Source organism: Rossellomorea sp. NRS-1567 (genome assembly GCF_050467885.1).
Taxonomy (GTDB): domain Bacteria; phylum Bacillota; class Bacilli; order Bacillales; family Bacillaceae_B; genus Rossellomorea; species Rossellomorea aquimaris_C.
Genome location: NZ_JBITPL010000007.1, coordinates 63,181 through 82,545 on the forward strand (window position 1 = coordinate 63,181; position 19,365 = coordinate 82,545).

General features: G+C 43.2%; 19 protein-coding genes and 1 pseudogene. 6 read left to right on the forward strand and 14 right to left on the reverse strand.

Annotation, left to right across the window (positions count from 1 at the left end):
• Positions 1-6: 6 nt before the first annotated feature.
• From ACIFOD_RS04910 to ACIFOD_RS04930, 5 genes are all read right to left on the reverse strand, one after another.
• Positions 7-972: an ABC transporter permease gene (locus tag ACIFOD_RS04910; protein WP_430313667.1), complete on the reverse strand. Its 966-nt coding sequence runs from the start codon at positions 970-972 to the stop codon at positions 7-9.
• Between the two features lie 188 nt (positions 973-1,160).
• On the reverse strand, positions 1,161-2,498 hold the full coding sequence (locus ACIFOD_RS04915; protein WP_430313668.1) for an ABC transporter substrate-binding protein: 1,338 nt from the start codon (positions 2,496-2,498) through the stop codon (positions 1,161-1,163).
• The gene (locus ACIFOD_RS04920) at positions 2,495-4,087 is read right to left on the reverse strand and encodes a response regulator transcription factor (protein WP_430313669.1); all 1,593 of its coding nucleotides are present in this window, start codon (positions 4,085-4,087) and stop codon (positions 2,495-2,497) included. Before ACIFOD_RS04920 ends, ACIFOD_RS04915 begins: the two co-directional genes overlap by 4 nt.
• The gene (locus ACIFOD_RS04925) at positions 4,062-5,849 is read right to left on the reverse strand and encodes a sensor histidine kinase (protein ID WP_430313670.1); all 1,788 of its coding nucleotides are present in this window, start codon (positions 5,847-5,849) and stop codon (positions 4,062-4,064) included. The genes ACIFOD_RS04920 and ACIFOD_RS04925 overlap by 26 nt, the downstream gene beginning before the upstream one ends.
• A 252-nt stretch (positions 5,850-6,101) precedes the next feature.
• On the reverse strand, positions 6,102-6,629 hold the full coding sequence (locus tag ACIFOD_RS04930) for a hypothetical protein (protein ID WP_430313671.1): 528 nt from the start codon (positions 6,627-6,629) through the stop codon (positions 6,102-6,104).
• A 313-nt stretch (positions 6,630-6,942) separates the two neighbouring features.
• Between ACIFOD_RS04930 and ACIFOD_RS04935 the strand changes: the two genes are divergently transcribed.
• Positions 6,943-7,245: a hypothetical protein gene (locus ACIFOD_RS04935; RefSeq protein ID WP_324747035.1), complete on the forward strand. Its 303-nt coding sequence runs from the start codon at positions 6,943-6,945 to the stop codon at positions 7,243-7,245.
• Positions 7,246-7,648: 403 nt separating this feature from the next.
• On the forward strand, positions 7,649-7,909 hold the full coding sequence (locus ACIFOD_RS04940) for a hypothetical protein (protein ID WP_430313672.1): 261 nt from the start codon (positions 7,649-7,651) through the stop codon (positions 7,907-7,909).
• Between the two features lie 333 nt (positions 7,910-8,242).
• Here the strand turns inward: ACIFOD_RS04940 and ACIFOD_RS04945 are convergent, their stop codons facing one another.
• From ACIFOD_RS04945 to ACIFOD_RS04975, 7 genes and pseudogenes are all read right to left on the reverse strand, one after another.
• Complete coding sequence (locus ACIFOD_RS04945; RefSeq protein WP_430313673.1) at positions 8,243-8,713, reverse strand: hypothetical protein; 471 nt, start codon at positions 8,711-8,713, stop codon at positions 8,243-8,245.
• A gap of 143 nt (positions 8,714-8,856) precedes the next feature.
• Positions 8,857-9,108, reverse strand: a complete 252-nt coding sequence (locus ACIFOD_RS04950; RefSeq protein WP_430313674.1) for a hypothetical protein — start codon at positions 9,106-9,108, stop codon at positions 8,857-8,859.
• Positions 9,109-9,246: 138 nt separating this feature from the next.
• Positions 9,247-10,635: an exosporium leader peptide-containing protein gene (locus ACIFOD_RS04955; RefSeq protein WP_430313675.1), complete on the reverse strand. Its 1,389-nt coding sequence runs from the start codon at positions 10,633-10,635 to the stop codon at positions 9,247-9,249.
• A 630-nt stretch (positions 10,636-11,265) separates the two neighbouring features.
• On the reverse strand, positions 11,266-12,372 hold the full coding sequence (locus tag ACIFOD_RS04960; RefSeq protein ID WP_430313676.1) for a glycosyltransferase family 2 protein: 1,107 nt from the start codon (positions 12,370-12,372) through the stop codon (positions 11,266-11,268).
• A gap of 87 nt (positions 12,373-12,459) precedes the next feature.
• Entirely contained in the window at positions 12,460-12,945 is a 486-nt protein-coding gene (locus ACIFOD_RS04965; protein ID WP_430313677.1) for a glycosyl-4,4'-diaponeurosporenoate acyltransferase, read from the reverse strand.
• 16 nt (positions 12,946-12,961) lie between these two features.
• A complete protein-coding gene (locus ACIFOD_RS04970) occupies positions 12,962-14,449 on the reverse strand; it encodes a phytoene desaturase family protein (protein ID WP_430313678.1) in 1,488 nt (495 codons plus the stop codon).
• Between the two features lie 183 nt (positions 14,450-14,632).
• A pseudogene (locus ACIFOD_RS04975) lies at positions 14,633-14,887 on the reverse strand (alpha/beta hydrolase); the annotation flags it as partial.
• 543 nt (positions 14,888-15,430) lie between these two features.
• Here ACIFOD_RS04975 and ACIFOD_RS04980 point away from each other — a divergent pair.
• The 3 genes from ACIFOD_RS04980 to ACIFOD_RS04990 are packed head-to-tail and all read left to right on the forward strand — an operon-like array spanning position 15,431 to position 17,606.
• Positions 15,431-15,712, forward strand: a complete 282-nt coding sequence (locus tag ACIFOD_RS04980; protein ID WP_430313679.1) for a helix-turn-helix transcriptional regulator — start codon at positions 15,431-15,433, stop codon at positions 15,710-15,712.
• 21 nt (positions 15,713-15,733) lie between these two features.
• Positions 15,734-16,585, forward strand: coding sequence for a hypothetical protein (locus ACIFOD_RS04985; protein WP_430313680.1), 852 nt, complete (start codon positions 15,734-15,736; stop codon positions 16,583-16,585).
• Position 16,586: 1 nt separating this feature from the next.
• Positions 16,587-17,606 (forward strand): ABC transporter permease subunit, encoded by a 1,020-nt coding sequence (locus tag ACIFOD_RS04990; protein WP_430313681.1) that lies wholly within the window; start codon positions 16,587-16,589, stop codon positions 17,604-17,606.
• Positions 17,607-18,147: 541 nt separating this feature from the next.
• Here the strand turns inward: ACIFOD_RS04990 and ACIFOD_RS04995 are convergent.
• A complete protein-coding gene (locus tag ACIFOD_RS04995) occupies positions 18,148-18,354 on the reverse strand; it encodes a hypothetical protein (protein WP_430313682.1) in 207 nt (68 codons plus the stop codon).
• Positions 18,355-18,749: 395 nt separating this feature from the next.
• Here ACIFOD_RS04995 and ACIFOD_RS05000 point away from each other — a divergent pair, with 395 nt between their 5' ends.
• Positions 18,750-19,022 carry a DUF3986 family protein gene (locus ACIFOD_RS05000; RefSeq protein WP_430313683.1) on the forward strand — a complete coding sequence of 91 codons (273 nt, stop codon included), beginning with the start codon at positions 18,750-18,752 and terminating at the stop codon, positions 19,020-19,022.
• A gap of 89 nt (positions 19,023-19,111) precedes the next feature.
• Here ACIFOD_RS05000 and ACIFOD_RS05005 read toward each other — a convergent pair whose 3' ends face one another.
• On the reverse strand, positions 19,112-19,363 hold the full coding sequence (locus ACIFOD_RS05005; protein WP_430313684.1) for a hypothetical protein: 252 nt from the start codon (positions 19,361-19,363) through the stop codon (positions 19,112-19,114).
• Positions 19,364-19,365 lie beyond the last annotated feature (2 nt).

Sequence of the window (19,365 nt, forward strand, 5' to 3'; positions counted from 1 at the left end):
CCCTTTCTATAAAAGACCTTCGCCTTCGTTTAATTTCTTGACCACACGATTTACGAAAACCAATAAGATGACATTGATGACGGCATTGAACAACCCTACTGCCGTGGCGAATGAATAGTCACCGGCCTGCAGCCCCCGTTTGTATACATAGGTCGAAATGATTTCCGAGGTTGGCAGATTCATCGACGTCTGTAACAGATAGGCTTTCTCAAATCCAATCGCCATGATGCCTCCTGCAGCCAGGATGAACAGGACCGCCATCACAGGCTTCAGTGTCGGAAGATCGATATGCCAGATGCGTTGCAGCAGGGACGCCCCATCTACGGTTGCTGCATCGTGAAGCTGGGGATCCACATTGGCGAGTGCCGCCACATAAATGATCGATGCCCACCCCGCGCCCTGCCAAACTCCTGACCAGATATAGATGCTTCTGAAGGCATCAGGATCAGACATGAATGAAATCGGCTTATCCGTAAAAACCGACAGCATCGCATTAATCGGTCCCGTAGGTGATAGGAAGAGAAAGATCATCCCGGAGATGACGACGACTGAGATAAAATGTGGTGCATAAAGGATGAGTTGAATATTCTTCTTCACCCCTGCTTTCCTGAGCTGATTCAGCATCAGTGCAAGTATGATCGGGATCGGAAACCCGATCAGAAGCTCGAAGGAACTTAATTTCAGAGTATTGACCAGGATATCCATGAAATTCGGAGACGATAAAAAGTCCGTAAAGTGCTTGAACCCCACCCATTCACTTCCATTGATCCCCCTGATGGGACTGAAATCCTTAAATGCAATGGATGCCCCATACATGGGAACATACTTGAAAATGATCGTAAGAATGATGGCAGGTGCAAGAAACAAATAGAGAATATAGTTTTTCTTCATATAATGGAGCTTGGTTTTGAGCTTCGAATTTTTCTTTGTTTCCGCTATGACTGGTGTATCTGCCTTGGCAAGTTCTTGCAATCTTTTGACCCCCTTTATAAAAATCAAGTTGTTCAGAAACAATGACCCGCCCTTTTCGGTGAGGATGTCCGTTGAGTTCACTTTACTAGAATCCCAGAATGAAAACGTTTACTATTTTCGGATGAAACAGTTTAAATTTTTTGGAAGTTTACTGCACAAAAAAAACCTCTGGCAGCTGCCAAAGGTTTTTATTCCAAATCATTCAGTTCTTCATTAATCTTTTTGACCGCCTCTTCTGCCGAAGTTTTGACATCCTTCCCTCCGATTCCCACGTCTTCAAATAGCGCTTTGACTGCTTCGCTCACGACAGGATAGGCTGGGGTGATCGGTCGATTCCTTGAGTACTTTTGTGCCTGTTCCACGAAAATATTCTTCGGATACTCATTGAACTCGGGAAAGGCTTCTGCAACAGAATAACGAGCCGGAACATCTCCGGTGATCTCCACATATTTCTTTGCACCTTCAAAGCTGGTGACATATCGGATAAACTCCCATGCTTCATCGGGATAGTCAGTTTCAGATGAAATCCCGAGGGACCAGCCTCCGTTTGGAACCGCCTGTTCGCTCCCTTTCGGCAGGGCGGTAATCCCGAAATCCTCACCCAGCCGGAAATCAGGGTTCATCATACTAAGACTCTCCACCATCCAGGAACCGAGGACCGTCATACCGAGCCTATCGGTCTCCAATGCTTCCTCGGGGAGTTCGACCTTGGCTACCCGGTGTTTCTGATAGAGATCCTGATAAAACTGTAGGGCTCTTAATGAAGCTGGGGAGTTCAAATAACCACTCGCTGTCTGATTGCCAGGATCCAGTACATCTCCTCCAAATTGCCAAAGGATAGGCATCTTGAAGTAGGATGGCGACTCCCCATCCGGAAATCCCTGGGCCGGGTCTATTCCCGTGATGTCAGGTGCTAAAGCAGAGATTTTCTTAGCAACCTCGAGAACCTCATCCCAAGTCAGCGGGTCATGTGGATTTTTGGAAGGGAGGGGAACCCCTGCTTTTTCAAACAAATGGATGTTATAAAAAAGAGCCACACTTGATTCTGTAATGGGTGATAAATAGATTTCATCCTCGTATGTGATCCCCTTCAACGTAGGGGTTGCGAGATCCTCAATATGACCATCTTTTCTCATATAATCATCCAATGACAGAAGACTACCCGCACTTGCATAAAGGGCAAGAGTCGGCGTATCGATCGTCAAAATATCAGGTGGGTCACCTGCTGCCATCTCAGTTCTAAGCTTCAACTCATAATCCCCATAAGGGATAGGGACCATCTCCACTTCAATCGTGGGATGCTCCTTATTAAAGTCAGCCACCAGCTCTTCATACGCCCGATTCTCAAGTTCTGTCCCTTTGTTTCTCCAGAATGTAAGGTGAATCTTGTCTTGTTCATCCAGCATTTCTCCGTCCTTATCTCTGCTGGTTTCCTGGAATGAGGTAAAAGTAAAGATGCTGTAGACCCCGGCTGTCAACATGAGTAGCGCAGCCAGTACATAGATGGCGGTAAATTTATACTTCATCGTTCCTCCCCCTTATCCACTGTCATGGATTTCCGGTAATCAAGTGGCTTTTGTCCAAATCGCTTCTTGAATACAGTGCTGAAATAGCCGGAATTAGAATAGCCGACAAGATGGGCAATCTCGATGATCTTTAACTGTTCATCCATCAACAGGGAACGGGCTTTGTCCATTCGGAGGTTGACGAGATAATCACTGAAATTCTGTCCTACCAGTTCTTTGAACATCTCTGATAAATAGGCCGAGTTGATATGGAATTGATCAGCAAGGGAGGAGAGTGAAATTTCATTGGTGTAATGCTTGTCCATATACCGCCTTACATTTTCCACGATGGCAATTCCATTAGAGGAATGCCGGGTTTCACTCACCTTATCCGCAATCATTCTTGCCAGATCCAGCAGTTGTCCTTTAACCCGGTACCGGGAAGTGAGTTCCCATATACCCAATTGACAATTCCACATCTTCTTCTCCAAATCATCGGTATACAGATCATATTTCCTTGCCATGGATCCAAGCATAAAGAGCACCCTGCTAGCTGCAAAGGAATAAGACATCACCGATTGCCGGTCGCATTCAGCAAGGGTAGACAGTAGATGTTTCTTGAAAGTCTCATAATCGCCCTGCTCCATGCTGTTTGACAACTTCCATTCCACATCGTCAGTGAATTCCACCGTCTGTTTACTCGTTGTCCCGTCAATGAATTGGGACGTGGCATCAGCGGAACTTTGACTCCAGGAGAGAAGGGAGGATATGTATCCGTTCTTTAATTGAGATAAACCCATGACTACTTTTCCCACCCCAATGACCGTTTCAACATTCAGATAGTTGCTGACATTCCGTTGCAATTCCTGAACAAAAGTATGGATTGAATTCCCTCCCGAGTTTTGTAGACATAAGAAATGAATCATATTCTGATAGCTCGTGTCGTAGAAGGACATGATTCCTTCATGCTCATAAGATAATTCTCTGCACAACATCTTGAAAGGCAGGAACAAATCCCTAACCTGTTCGGGGTCACCACTCCGAATCTCTACGGTGATGAACTGAACGACCGTGTCCTCACCTGCCAGCACATCAAGCTTCAGCTGACTCAGTCTCTCCCCGGAAATATTCTTCCCTGCCCATTCATCCTTCACCAAATGAAGCAGGTATTGCTCCCTCATTTCCTCGGCGTGGAATTGGTTCATTCTGACCGTTTCCATTCTTCTCTGCTTCTCCGCTTCAACCTCACTCTTTGCTTTCCTGAGGGCAGCCGTCAATTCCTCGGGATCGACGGGCTTAAGCAGATAATCCTTCACTCCTTCGACCAAAGAGGAACGTACATACTCGAAATCTGCGTATCCCGACAGGACGATCACCTTGATATCAGGATACTTACCCGATAACGCTTTCACAAGCTGCATCCCATCCAAGACCGGCATCCTGACATCGGTCACGACAAGATCAGGCATCACCTCTTCTATCACCTGTAACGCTTCCTTGCCATTGGAGGCTTCGCCGGCAATAACAAAGCCTTCTTCTTCCCAGTCCACTTTCCACTTCAACCCTCTTCGGATTTGAATTTCATCATCGACCAGAATCACCTTCAGCATGAAGATCCCCCTCTCCACTTTTTATGCGTAAGACAATGGTTGTGCCTTGATACTCTCTTGATGAAATATGATAGGTGAAATTTTCTCCATAATACAGCTTTAAACGCCCCAGGACATTTTTAAGTCCGATGCTTCGCCCTTTGCTTTCCAGTACATGACTGGATTCATGAGGACCGTGGTCATGCTTCAATTCTTCCACAATAGACTCAGGGATCCCGATTCCATTATCCTCGATCACAATCTCCACCCAATCATTCACTTTCTTCGTCGAAATACGAAGAACGGCCTCCGTTTTCTCTATGAAACTATATTTAACCGAATTCTCCACGAGTGGCTGGATAACGAACTTAATGATCGGGAGCGGAGAGGCTGCAGGATCCTCCTGAATGGAAACTGAGAGCGCCTCTTCATATCGCAGCTTCAGAATTTCCATAAACCTCCGTATATAGGTCATTTCTTCCCCAAGGGTCACCATGTCAGATTCCGTATTGAGGGAATATCTCATGATCCTCCCTAAATGGATCGTGACATCGATCACCTCTTTGTTCTTCCCTTGAGCTGCGAGACCACCGATGGTTTCCAAGGTATTATTTAAGAAATGGGGATTGATTTGCAGTAGCAGTGCCTTGTATTCCGCATCCCTCCTGCGTATGTTGGCTTCATATTCTGTTTCAATCAGGGTATCGAGGCGGTTGGCCGTCTGGCCGAACACATCCACCACATAACCAATCTCATCATTAGCTGTCTTAATGGAAGGAATCAATTGCTTCGCTTTCTTAAATTCTCCCTTTTCAACAAGCTTCATGGCACCGGTCAATTTCCCCAAAGGCTTTACGATGGTAGAAGAAAAGAGATAAGACGCCATGATCGTCAATAAGAATATCCATCCACTCGTCAAAAGGAGATTCCTCTGAAGCTCATTAACCTGAGAGAACAGTTCGGACTTGGTAATTTCACTGACCAGCACCCATTCTCCTACCTTTGCCTTCTGATAGAAAATCATATACTCTTCTTTCTCGAAAGGGACCTCTATTAATCCCGAGCTGTTCGTCTCTGTCTTAATAGTCTTTAAGCTTTCCTTTACTACATTCTCCGGTGTATCGACGCTGCCCGTCAGCACATTTCTTCCGAGGCTGTCCAGGAGATAGACTCTCCCGTTCTCACCCAGCTTGATCTTGCTTAAGGCATTCTCAAGAAGGGACGATGGAAAATTTACCTTGATCACCCCGGATAAATCAAGGGTATTGATATCAAAGAGTGGCAGAAGGTAACTGTTCACCTGATCCGCCATCAGATCATTATGAGATCGAAGCCAGCGTTGATCGTCTTTATAGAATTCATCGAACCAAATGGTTTTCTCCAGAGGAGGAAGATTCCCGGCTGTCCCGGTTCCATCGTTCAGGTAAACGGATACGGACATCGCCTTGGAATTGTTGATCATCATCGAAGATAATTCCGCCTTTAACTGGTTCTTCATCAGAAGACGTTCGGCATCGGATACCTCCCTATCATTCTCCTCGGACTTGATCCATTCCTGAGTCGTAGGGTTAACCAGTACCTGTTTTCCTAAATCCTCTGCCTGTGACGTGATTGAATCAATATACAGCGAATACTGCTCCATCATTTCAATCGTCGAACTCGTCGTACGCTCCTCCATAATGGACGTAAACCAGTTGGGAATCAGAATCGACAGAACTAGAAAAGGAAAGGTTAGTAACAGGGTGAAAATCATGAATAATCGGTTGCGAAGTGAGAAAAACATAGCCCCTCCATGGTTGATGCAGAATCGCATTTTATTATTTGAAAAGTGAAACTATTATTCTTTTAATTTACCATAGAATAAGGGGAAAGGGTGAAGGATGTGGAGATTAGAAGCATGGGGCGGGGACAGAGAAGCACGAAAGAGAAGACGGAGTCGTATTTGATGATTCCTCAAAATATAAGAATGAAAGCACCAGATCCGTCCCGACGCTTCGCCTGTAATGTCCAGTCAGCCTAAAAAATTCAGATTCAATCATTCATTCTCTTCAATCAAACTCCCAGTCTTATCATAATATTTGTAGTTCCGATACTCATATCCTCCATCTTTTGATTTAGGAAAATCCATCCAGGCTACGTTCTGCTCGTAAGGAGGGAACGTTTGCTCAAGTGTCTCCCCATTAATATCTACCGTCATTTTCGCAATGTCATTTTCATCATTCGTCACGAACATGATTTTTCCAAGTGTACCAGGTAAAAACATTCCAATTGTCCCGTCATGATGGGATTCAATATGTTTCCACACATAGTTCCCCTTATCGTTTTGAGCAAACTCAATATAGGATGGCTTATGATTGGCCAAAAACCCTACAATTCGAACATCATCAAAATCATCGATTTGCACAATTCGAATGTCTTTATCCACATAACCTTCCACGGAATTTATCACTTTGACGATGGATTCCTTATCATTACCGTATAATTTCGTGGATTGATACCAGGCATAGGCGGCCACCAAAACCACCACTGAAGTGAGCAAGACCGTTATTTTTTTCTTATTCATACATGATTCCCCCATAATGAGTTAGCTGTGGTTAACCGGGCACGGTTCCCATCTTACTTAGACTATTACTAATTATTCCAAAACATTCAGAATTAAACAATATTAAAGAGGAGAGAGACGGTTCTCACGCTTCCTGTTAGCTCAGCCGGAAGCAGAAAAGCCACGGGTAACAAGAAACCAGACCATTTTTAATCGGGAGAGAGAGCCGTGGTACCTGTCCCCGTGGTACCTTCCTCGGCCTACCAGTTCACAAAATATCAAGGGTAGTATCATCGATTCATTTCCATTATAATTGTATGAGGGAGGTGATAAAATGGAAAAGCAAATCATCAACATGTTATCCGATATTCAACGGAACATGAAGGTGTTCGACCAAAACTTGAAAGAGCTTGACCGTAATATGAAAGGGCTCGATGGAAATATGAAGGAGTTCAGAAGTGACTTGAAAGAGATAAAGGAAACGGTTAACAGAATCGAAGTTTCACAAACAGAAGATGTCATTGCTTTGTTAAAAGTAGGCAACCAACGTTCTGAAACGGACTTTCATTATCTGAACACACGAATCACAGATATTGATAAACGGGTTTTCACACTTGAGAATCGAGCTGAAGGGTAATCGTCATATCTCGATATAATAGGAATGACGGTTTCCCTATACCTACTCTTCGTTCCCTTTCACCATGACCCACACTCCATTTCTTCGATTTTTCTTTTGTTAGACTTTCCATTGAATCCAAAAACGGTGCCTGACCTACTGGGGTCAGGCACCGTTTCTTATTCCACAACTCTTTCAACCATCAGTACAATCCATCACTATTTTCGCTTTAAAGGGCTAAATGTACCTGTCACCGCCAATTATGAAAAATTAGCTGCGGCTGGGTCTTCTCCGGCTGTTTTTTGGAAGCGTGGGGACGGTTCTCGTGCTTCCGTCTATGTCCCCTCGTGCTGCCAGTTCACACAATTTCAGGGTAGTATCATTGATTCATTTCTACTATAATGGTAGGCAGGAGGTAAGATAAATGGACAAGCAAATCGTGAACATGTTATCCGATATTCAACAGAACATGAAGGAATTCGACCGTAACCTGAAGGAATTCGGAAGTGATTTAAAAGAGATAAAGGAAACGGTTAACAGAATCGAAGTTTCACAAACAGAAGATGTCATTGCTTTGTTAAAAGTAGGCAACCAACGTTCTGAAACGGACTTTCATTATCTGAACACAAGAATCACCGATATTGATAAACGGGTTTTCACCCTTGAGAATCGAGCTGAAGGTTAATCGTCATTCCTTGATACAAAGTTATGACGATTACCTTATACCTACTCTTCGATCCCTCTCACCATGATCCACACTCCATTTCTTCGATTTTTCTTTTGTTAGACTTCCCATAATGAAAACCCTAAAATCCCTGATCCTCTGAAAGTAAAGATTCATGATGCACGGGGACCGGCTAAGACGATTCTGCAAGCTAAGGGATCAACCATAGTCTCAGCATGAATAAAGCCATTCTCACTATTCCATGAGAATGGCTTTATTGTGATGTTCAATCATAGATGCGCTCTGTGTATTTGTGTGGAGAAAATGCCACTCCAGAGTACAAATCGAATTGAATTAACCATTTTTATTCAACACTTTTTTGATCAACATCCCAATACCAAATAAAAGTAAAGCAGCAGCAGAAACAAAAACCATTAATTGAGATGCAGTTAAGGAAAGAGCAGAAGCTAATTCAATCGAATATGCTAGCGAGAAGGATGTAATTATTTTGGAAAAATAGCCGAGGAAATTTTCGAAGCCGATTGCGTCAGTCAGTACAAGGAAACTGCTGATATAGAAGGTAAGAAACATTGCTAATACAACTAAGAAGTTGACTATTGATATTAACCTAATAACTTGGATAAACCCTCTTTTTCCAGTAGCAAGAGCTGCCATTGCTATGACTAAAATAAGTAAGAACACGGTGGAACCAACTACTTTTAAAATAGGTAAAAGATGTGGTAATCCTATGTTAAAGATTAAAATCGGTATTAACGTCAATAAAAGTTGTTCTACATAATACTTGAAATTGTTTTTAATTATCATCTTACACTCCATATAAAATTCATGTTTAGCCCATCTTAGATTGTGAAGGAATCCTTGTTTCCCTTTTGTCCACATTAATCTATCTACTATAAATTATACCGTTTATATTGTAAACTTTATCAGCAATCACTAATCTGTGTAATTTAGTCAAGTTTTTGTCCTTCCATGACATCCTCTAACCCCATTTTTCTTATCATTTTTTTATTGTTACGTATGCCATCAACCCATTTAAGAAATTCTTCGCCTTTGAGAAGGTTTTTTAAGAACATATCAACTACTTCACTCTTTCTATACTCGCAGTATACCGCAAATTTCTGAACAATTTCACGAACTTGTTCAGAAGTTTGCCAATCGACTTTATAAGCATTATTATTCTTAGGCTTGATGAATTGCACGAAATTTTTCGTTCCTTTAAATGGTTTACAATTAAAAGTAAAAGACCAAATCACTATGCGATTTGGCCATTAAATTGATAAGTTATTTCTTATGTTCCCCACAAAAACTGAACTACTTAATCAATAAGCAGTCCCTCTCTAAATAAATTCACTCAACAATAACCAATAACAAGGATTTAGGGGCAGATTAGGCGGTACAGGAATAACGGCTGAATTATATCCGACGATAAAGCTTGCCGGATCAGTCGCAGATGCCCATCCAGCAGTGAAAAATTCATTTACAATTGTATTACCCGTACTGAAAACATCTGTGCTGCCCAAATAGTTGTTATCGATTCCAGCGAGTCCTTTCCCTGCAGTATTTTGAACGGTATTTCCATAAAAAGCTAAAAATTTAAAAATATTCAGGTTGGGCCCAAACAGTAAGACAGGAACATTTCCTTCACTAATGGTCGTATTATCGATGATATACAATCCAAAATTCTCACCTGTAAATTCTTCCATGAGAAGAAGGTGACGGAGCGTAAAGGGAGAAGTCAATTGTGTATTATTCCTTATGACCAAATCCCCCTTTAGTGTGCCTGAACTGGCTGCTACATTCGTGATAATGATGAAGCTGCACCTGACAGCCCCTGAATCTGAGACAAACGTATTGGTGTCGATAATACTCTGACCTGAAGTAGAAGAAATACTGATATACCGATAACTATTGTTAAGCGCAGCACCCGGTGCATAATTAAAGTCACAATTGGTGATCTGGAATTCAGAGGCAATCAGTGAAATACCGAACTCGCATACGGAGATTTCACAATTATCGACATAAATTCCGGTAGCTGACAAATTATTCACTCTTATGACGGACTCAATGGATGCTATTGATACGAAATCTTGAATGATGGACATGTTTTGGAAGACCACATTCGATACGGTGACATTAAACATGGTAGTTACAGTATTATTCGTGGTATCCACGATCGTTGCGCCTTTTCCTTGCCCCTCTATCGTTACCGACTTGTTTACATTTATCGTGGAATTTATCGTAAAGGTTTCAGCGTCTAGTAATAATCGATCCCCATTTACTGCCGCAGTTAAAGCAGCTTGAATCGTGGTAAATGGTCGGGTGGACCCGACAAGCAGGGTATTCCCTGTTGGAGGAGGTATCGTCCTTGTTGTGGGAGGAACAGGTTGTTGTTGCTTATAAAAAACATTCCCTGTGGATATATCAATATATAGATCTCCATCATTACCAATATCGCAGGTTGGTGATCCCACTCCTGTTAAAACGGGAGTACCAGCCGGTCCTTGAGGTCCCTCAGGCCCTTGAGGTCCAGCTGGTCCTTGTGGTCCTTGTGGCCCAGTTGGTCCTTGTGGTCCCGGCGGTCCCGGTGGTCCTGGTGGTCCTGGTGGTCCTTGTGGTCCCGGTGGTCCTGGTGGTCCCGGTGGTCCCGGTGGAGGTGGGTAAAAGTCACACCCCTCAGGAGGGAGTATACGATTAGGATCACACTGGATTCGTTTCTTTTTATACAATTCATCACCCCTAAAAACAATATTTAATATAATAGTATGATGAATTTAATGTAATGATTGGACGAAAAAAGAACCAAGGGGACAAGTACCATGGCTTATATACAAAAGAGGCTATGGTACCTGTTCCCTTGACCTTATAAGTGTACAAAAAAAGAGCGATCCACTCAGGTTGCCCCCAATCGCTCTGCACTCCCACTTCAATATGAGTTTAATATCTTTGATTAATTGAGGACGGTTTTCGTGCTTCCTTTTCATCAAGCCGAACCGCCAGTATGCTTCACCCAACTTCCCCCACTAACCCTCTCCCTCCCAATCAATCCTCATTCCTCACCCGGTCGCCACCCTAAAGACCCACCAACACCCCCTACGCCTTCAAACTATCAATCTGAAACTCTGACATGTTCTTCGCATACTCCGTTACCTACATCCCAATCCCTCACGATTTTCATCATTTAACCCTTAGCCAAGGGACCTGTCCCCATGGCGCAAAAATTTGTTGGATTGTTGGTTAGGGCATAAGAAAAAATCGCATGGGGATGCGTTTTTTCTAGTTTACAATTTTGTTTTTCGAGAAGCGCGGAGGCCATTCAAGGGGTCCACCCGTTCAGGTAGAAAAGAGCTCTACGCCTTTCACACCTTTATTTTACGCCCCTTCCATTTCACAGAATGGAAAATATTCACCCGGATGAAAGAATAAAGGAAAATCACTGCGAAGAATAAAAACAGCAACGGGTAAAAAGGGAAAAACACCCAGCTGAAATCCCCGACCCTGCGGGCAAACCATGCTGTTTGAACGGAATAGAGGATATACAATGCCCCATTGACGATCATAGCGGCGGTTCTTTCCTCCATAATCGAAGAGATCAATGAAGACGCGCTGGTTAAACTGCCAGTAATCCAGAGGATGACCATCAACATGACGACGGGATGAGTGGACTTGGAACCGACGGCAAAACTTTTGCACCAGCCTTCGATCAGGCTTCCGAAGCCTTCCGGATACATGCGAAACGAAATGATCCCTCTGCCCCCTAAGCAGCGAACGGGAAGGTTCTGATCAAGAAAGGCCTCTCCCAATGCAAGATCATCCATGATGGCCCCCTCGATTTTTTTGTGCCCTCCGGATAAGAAATAATCGTCTCGATTACAAAGAATACATGGACCGAACGAGCCGGCGGCCTTGAACCGGGATCCCCAGACGGTAAATAGATTCATGCCCACTACGACGATGATGTTAAAGACAATGGAAAGATGCTCATACACACGCTCCACTGTGTGATAGGGCTGCAAGGCGAGGATACCCCTGGCGCCTTTTCCCTGATAGTAATGGAGAAGATTACGTAATCCATCCACACTGGTAAATCTGGTATCGGCATCCAGGAATAGCAACCAGGTCCCTTTTGCCTCCTTGGCACCGCGCCAGCAGGCAGACGATTTCCCTGCTCCCTTATTCTGCAGGACCGTTACACCGTAGCTTTCTGCGACAGCCACGGTACGATCCGATGAATCGTCATCCACCAATAGAATTTCAAATGACTTGAATCGTTGCTCGTGCAATGACTGCAATAACGGGGTGATCCGCCCTTCTTCATTCCTGGCAGGGATAATGATGGACAGAAACGGAAGGCCGGCCGTATTTTTTGCGGTGAAACCTGGTACCGGCAAAGACCAAAACATGAGAATGCCAATGATAACCCCAAGGAAACCCAGGATGAGATTGATCACTTCTAAAGCCGTCATTTAATCTGCCTCCTTCCTCCAAAACTCACAAACGTGACAATCCCCGTTAAACCTTTATGTAGTTGCATTTCCTTACAGTAGTCTGCTTCATTTCTTCCCAAGTCCTGACGTAATGGCCGATATACGCCCGCGATTGTAACGTTGAACCACGATAATCGGAAGGTTAAAGACAACTGCATACAGGACCATCACCCATCCTACCGATACTGGATTCCATATGAAGAACAGCGGCGCAGGGAGAATGGAGAGCCAGTGGGTTAATTCCGCACGTTTTGTTTCCGCTGCAAATACGATCAAGTCCCTCGACTTCGTACCATGCAACCCCTTTTTACTGTATCCCTTTTTAAAAAATATCGTGCCATCCAGAATAAATCCCTTCCACTTCTTCACCCGGAATAAACGCTGCCACAATTCTCCGGATCGTTCAAAAGAGAACGTCCGAAACCAGAAGCGGTCCTTCAGAAACCAGGTCAAAGGCAGTTTCAAGCAAACGGCCGAAATGACGAGATGAAAGAACGTCCAGGCAAGCACATCAATGAGTATGATCCACTGGTCAGGCAGTGATACGATCATGACATCACCCCTTTTTTTATAAAGCATCCCTCTCCACAATTTTCTCACCGACAAGCTGGCCGCTTAAGGTTACCATCGGCATTCCGCCTCCCGGATTCACCGTCCCCCCGACAAAGTAGAGGTTGTCGTAGCGTTCACTCTGTTTTGGATGCTTCAACCCTTTATTCTTCTTACTGTCTGACACCGTCCCATAAATCGCCCCGCGGTCAGAGCCATACGTGCGCCTGATATCTTCAGGTGTCCACATGTCCTTGGTGACAATATTGTCACGCAAGCCATCAAGACCCATCTTCTCCAACTTGATCAGGACCCGCTCAGCGAATTGTTCATAGTCCTCTTGAGTATACGGATTCTCATCCCGGATAAAAGGAATATGAGGCAGCAACTTGATATTCTCATGTCCTGGAGGAGCCTGAGTCGGATCGGTCTTATTGACATTGACCAGATAAATGACCGGATCGTGCGGCAGTTCATGGCGGTGGAAGATCGATTCCATTTGCTCCTTCATATTTTCGGCGAAAAAGAAATTATGATGGCGAAGCTGCGGATAACTCTTCTTCACACCCAGGTGCATGACAAGACCGGAACTGGCCGGTTCGAATTTCTTTTTTAATTTTTCAATATAATGGCTGTCTTCCTCCAGTAATCGCTCGTAAACCGGGATGACTTCCATATTGGAGACATAATGATCGGCTGTCACCCGTGTCCCGTCTTCCAATACGGCTCCTGTGATGTCGTCATCCTTCTTTTCAAGCTTGACGATCTGCTGTCCAAGGTGGAAGGTCACCCCCACTTCTTCCGCCAGCTTCACAAGGGCGTCCCCGAGCTTGTGCAAACCGCCGGGAACGTACCATGCTCCCTGATCATGCTGCATGTAGATCATCATATTCATCACAGCCGGCGCATCGTAAGGGGACGAACCCACATATTTGATAAAATAGGAAAGCATATCGCGAAACTGCTTATGACTGATCCGCTTATCGAGGGATTTATGTACCGTGGACATCAGGTCAATGTTCTTCAAGACACTGAACAGTCCCGCATTCTTAACGATTCCTCTTGCCGTATCCACACCTTTAAATAAGGTTTTATCCGTCATATCGTAGTGGGTCTTCGAATAATCCAGCAGACGTTGATATTCACGAATGTCCTTTTCACTGAGAGAGGCGTTCTTCTCTCGCATGTCGTCCACATCTTCATACAAGTCTATGACATTTCCATCGGGAAAGAAGGAACGCCATTGATGATCAAGCCTTTCAATCTGGACATAATCCTCCATGGATTTACCGCTGGCCGCAAACAATTTCTCAAAGATCTGCGGCATCGTTAAAATGGACGGGCCGAGATCAAAACCAAAACCGTCTTGTTCCAGCCGGTTCAACTTTCCTCCAATATGATTGTTTTTTTCATATAAGGAGACATCGTATCCCGCCTGTGCCAGTGTAATGGCAGCCGACACCCCGCCGAGTCCGCCTCCAATGATAAGTACCGTTTTATTTTTCAATGGTTACCGTTCCTCCTGTTCTGAAATCTTGTTTGGATTATGTATGGTTATCTAAGACACTTTCAATATCCTCTTGGCTTTGTGCCAGTGCTTTTTTCCAATATATCAAGTCTGTATCCTCCACACCTATCTTATACCCTCGCTCCCTCTAATAAAAAACGTGAATGTGTTTTGGGTCATGGTTCAATATTGAGGGGCTTCAGCCACAGCATTGATTTTGCCTGCGATCAATCGCCAGGCCTCTTCTGCTCTTTCTTTTGGTCCCAGATGGGTAAACGCATGAGAACAGCCCCTGCATATCGCTTCTTGAACGTTCACCCCTGCTGCTTTTAATTTCTCCGCATAACATTCGGCTTCCGGCCTGAATGCATTGGAATCAGCTATGAGAATCAGGGCTGAGGCTAAGCGGCCGCTAACCTCGGCACGGACAGGGGAAGCGAGAAGATGCTCCTTTTATATGCACTATTCAAGTACTTTATACTTCAAAAAGTTGAACTAAATAAGCGACGGATTCAACTTTAACTCATTTTTCAGACAATAGTGCTCTATTAATTGAATAATACATGACCAACAAAAAGAGCATTAGTAAGCGCCTTAGGGGCAGGTACCTTTGCCCGAAATTCAAATTGAGATTAGGGGAATAATTCACTCATCTTTTTCACTTTTGACAAAGAGATCCCTTGGCCTAAAGTTATCTAGAAACTCATTTATACTATATTTATTTAAGAAAAGTCTGTAATGATGTTAAAAAGTTAAGTCGGAACCATCCCCTGTTAACTCTTATCTCTGGTTCATCTAACTGTATTTGTTTCTTAAATGAATCGGTTAATATTCTTTATTTGTTACAAGCAAAGGGACGTCCTGACCCCCTTTTCAACCATGGCGCTAGGAAAGGGATATCAATTATCATTTTTGGACTTTTGTACTATATCCTTATTCCTCTTATGTTACAATAAAATGGAAATAAAGGAGGGGGAATACATGATTACTGGAAACAGGATAAAAATCACTAGAGTCAATATGGGGGTTTCAACGGAAGACGTGTGTAAAGGGATACTTTCCAGATCTCATTTGTCAAATATTGAAAAAGGAAGGTACTATCCAGAAGTAATATTATGGGTAGTAGTTCTAATACAGTCCGTGGTTATTTTCCTACTATGTAAAGTAGTTGCTGATTTTTTAAACCGATATAGGATAGAAATACATAAAAACATTGGCACTGAATCAAACAGTACCGTGGATGAAAGCAGTCACGGTGGCTAGTAAAAGGATGGGAGATCGAGGATGAGAACGTTAGCACGTATACTATCTATTATTATATGTATTCTATGCCTCGGAGCTTTCATCAGTCTCTTTCAGGGAAAAATCAATCTCAGCTTCTCATCTTTCTGGCAAAACTTCACACATCTAGTATATACGCTCACACACCCTGACACGATGACCTTCCAGACCCAGTCGTTCGCCCATGAAACGAAGTATGATGTTTTTCCAGATTTCTTCGGTTTTTACTTTTATACGTTGACGATATTGTTTCTGGGCTTTCTCCTATCACTAGGGTTCGCAATTCTTTGGATTCTGATTACGTTCCAGCTTTCTTTGAAGAAGAGGCTGCTATTGATCAGAAGCTCTACCCTTCTGGAATCGGTCCCCGATGTCTTTGTCATTGTCCTGGCGCAGCTCTTCTTCGTGTACTTATTTAAAAAAACCGGGATATTGGTCTTCGAGGTGGTAGGTGGATCAGAACGACCCTACGCCCTTCCACTTCTCACCTATAGTATCCTTCCGACGATTTTCCTTTACCGGACGTTGATGCTCATATTCGAAGATGAATTGATGAAGCCGTATGTGGAGCTCGCTACAGGGAAGGGATTGACGGGTTTTCATGTATTAATGAGGCATGTTTTCCGTAATAGCGTAGTAAGTTTGATTAATCATTCCAAGATGATTATTTCGTTTATGTTTTCCAATCTGATTATGCTCGAGATCCTCTTTAATACATACGGACTCACCTGGTTCGTTATCAATCATCCGGCCTATGAGATTGCCACCATAAGCGTCATCTTGATGTTTATCCCGCTTTTTCTGCTGGAGGAAGTGGTTAAGAAGCTAAAAACGAAGTATGTAGGAGGGGAATAGAATGATCCGTGTTTTGAGAAATAAGTCCTTTATGACCGGCTTTCTATTTGTCTTTCTCACGCTCATGGGAAGCTTAATGTATGGGTGGTTCTTCGATAATTATATCCCGGTAGCAGATCTTCGCTTTACAGAAGATGGGGTGAAGAGCCCACCCTATTCCCCCTGGGAATATCCTCCTTTCGGGACCAACAACCTGGCACAAAGCATGTTTCATATCCTCCTCATCGGAGCTAAATATACCCTTGGCGTCGCATTACTGATAGCAGGGTTGCGATTCATGTTGTCTTTTGTATGGGGAACGATCTCTGAGCTTTATGCCCCTAAGCTGAATCAATGGAGCCGCCCGTTTCTTGAAGCATTCTACTACTATCCGGTCACCCTCATCGCCTATTTAATGCTATATTGGGTTCTGTTTGCCGACGGTCAGTTTAACGGGGTCGACAGTGAGTTCACCTATGGTTTTGGAACAAGGGTGATCATTGAAGTCATAGTGTTAACATTAGCTGCCGTTCCCATCACCTCAATGACGATTTCCAAAGAGGTTAATCAGATTCTTCGAAAAGAGTTTATGGAAAGTGTGCGAATCCTCGGCGGGAACCGCAGGCATGTTCTCATGAAACATATTTTACCTTTTTTGAAACCCCAGCTCGTAATCATTTTTTTGCGGGAGATGATTCAGGTGCTGATTCTTCTGGCTCACTTAGGAATTCTTGGCATCTTCTTCGGAGGGGGAGCCATGAAAGAAGACCTATTTAGAAATGTGGTCTATGTCTCCCTTTCCAATGAGTGGTCGGGGATTATCGGTAATAATTTCCGCTTTTTATTTACGACCTATTGGTGGATTGCGATCTCCCCGATTTTCTTACTAACATTGACTGTCTTGGCTTTCAAGTTAATGTTGGAGGGGTATCAATACATGCAAGCGGCGCCTCCTAAAAAGAGTCCGATAGCAGAACCAAATGAAGATGGCCCCGTTAAAGAAGAGGAACGGTTTGATCGGGTAAAGAGATCTATGGGTTGAATAGAGCTTTACTTCTTACTATATACTCGTTTACATTATACAGTCGAGGGAGCTGAACTTTCGGTTAAGTACTTACTTACGGTAGTGCGAGAGCGAATCCAAGTTTTTATCGCACTTTGTCCTATTGATAAGCATTCAACCTCTTTTATGTTTTTGATATTATAGAATTGAGCCATTTCGATCGACCTTTTTCATTCCAACCATAATATGATGAAGTTAGTAATGAATAAATTAAGTGATTTAAAAATACAGAAACACATTCATATTACTCAGAAAGAATGATTCTAGAATATATATTTTTGAACAATCCAGGCGGGCAGGTACCTTGGCACAAAAAAAATTCAGCGTATGTTAGCCCACAAATAAAAAGAGCTTCACTTCCAAAATAATGGGGTGAAGCTCTTTTTTATCCCTGCCGCAACTCCTTCCGTATCGGCAAAAACCTTTCCAATATCACACACTCATCGAGCATTTTCACTCAATGCTGTGAAGCACAAGGACAGTTCTCATGCTTCCTTTTTTCATCTACCAGAAACACCCATCACCCTACACTCCTCACCCAACTCCCCCCACTAACCCTCTCCCTCCCAATCAATCCCCCATCCTCCACCACACTCACCATATCCATCATCACGGCAAACGGCACTTCATACCCCGATATAATCCCTGCTTCCTTACAACCCTCCCATATCTCCTTATAGCTGATGAATGTATACCCATCCTCACGTCTGGATCGATCGCATTCCAACAACCCATCACCACCCCATACACCTTCAAACTATCAATCTGAAACTCTGACACGTTCTTCACATACTCCGTCACCAACATTTCGATTTCTCCCCTTTTCATAGTTTAATCCTGAGCCATGGTACCTGTCCCCGTAGTTCCCAAATTTAAGGTTTATTTAAGATAGGCGCAAATGAAGAACTGTTATAATAACTAAGCGGACAATCGGAGGATATCAAATTTGTATGAGGTGGAAGAATTATTCAGGTCAGACTTAAGAAAACTGGAGCAGTAGTTTTTAGACTGGATTACTTCCCTATTAAAACTGGTGGTTCAAATGTTCTCCATTATCATGTTCCTCCAAATTTAAAAACTCATCATAAAGTATTTTAATTTTTTTAGGAGTTGAATTTCAAATTGATTTTTGATGATCGTTATCATTTACATGTAGGATATTATAAAAATCAAAAAGATTTAGAAGTTATTTTCTTAAAAGTTAAAGATCAAAACATTTGGTGTATGTTCTTGGAAAATGATTTTTATAAACTTAATATTTCGGAAGAAGAGTATCCTGCTATAAAAGATTTTGGCTTATTGATAGGCATTTATTTAATTGAAAGTGAAGATTTATCTATGGAACAAGGTTCTGAGCTATTTGAAAAATTTTTGAATGATCAAAATATCATTTGATGTTTTAAACAGTTACATTTATTGAATAGAGGAAGCACGGGGACTGTTCTCATGCTTCCTATTCATCCACACAAAACCTCAAACCCACCCTAACTCCTCACCCAACTCCCACCACTAACCCTCTCCCTCCCAATCAATCCCCCATCCTCCACCACGCTCACCATATCCATCATCACTGCAAACGGCACTTCATACCCCGACAGAACCCCAGCTTCCTGACACCCTTCCCACATCTCCCTATAACTAATAAACACATACCCATCCTCACGCCTCTCCCGCTCGACACCCAACAACCCCATTACCACCCCATACACCTTCAAACTCTCTATACGAAATGCCAACT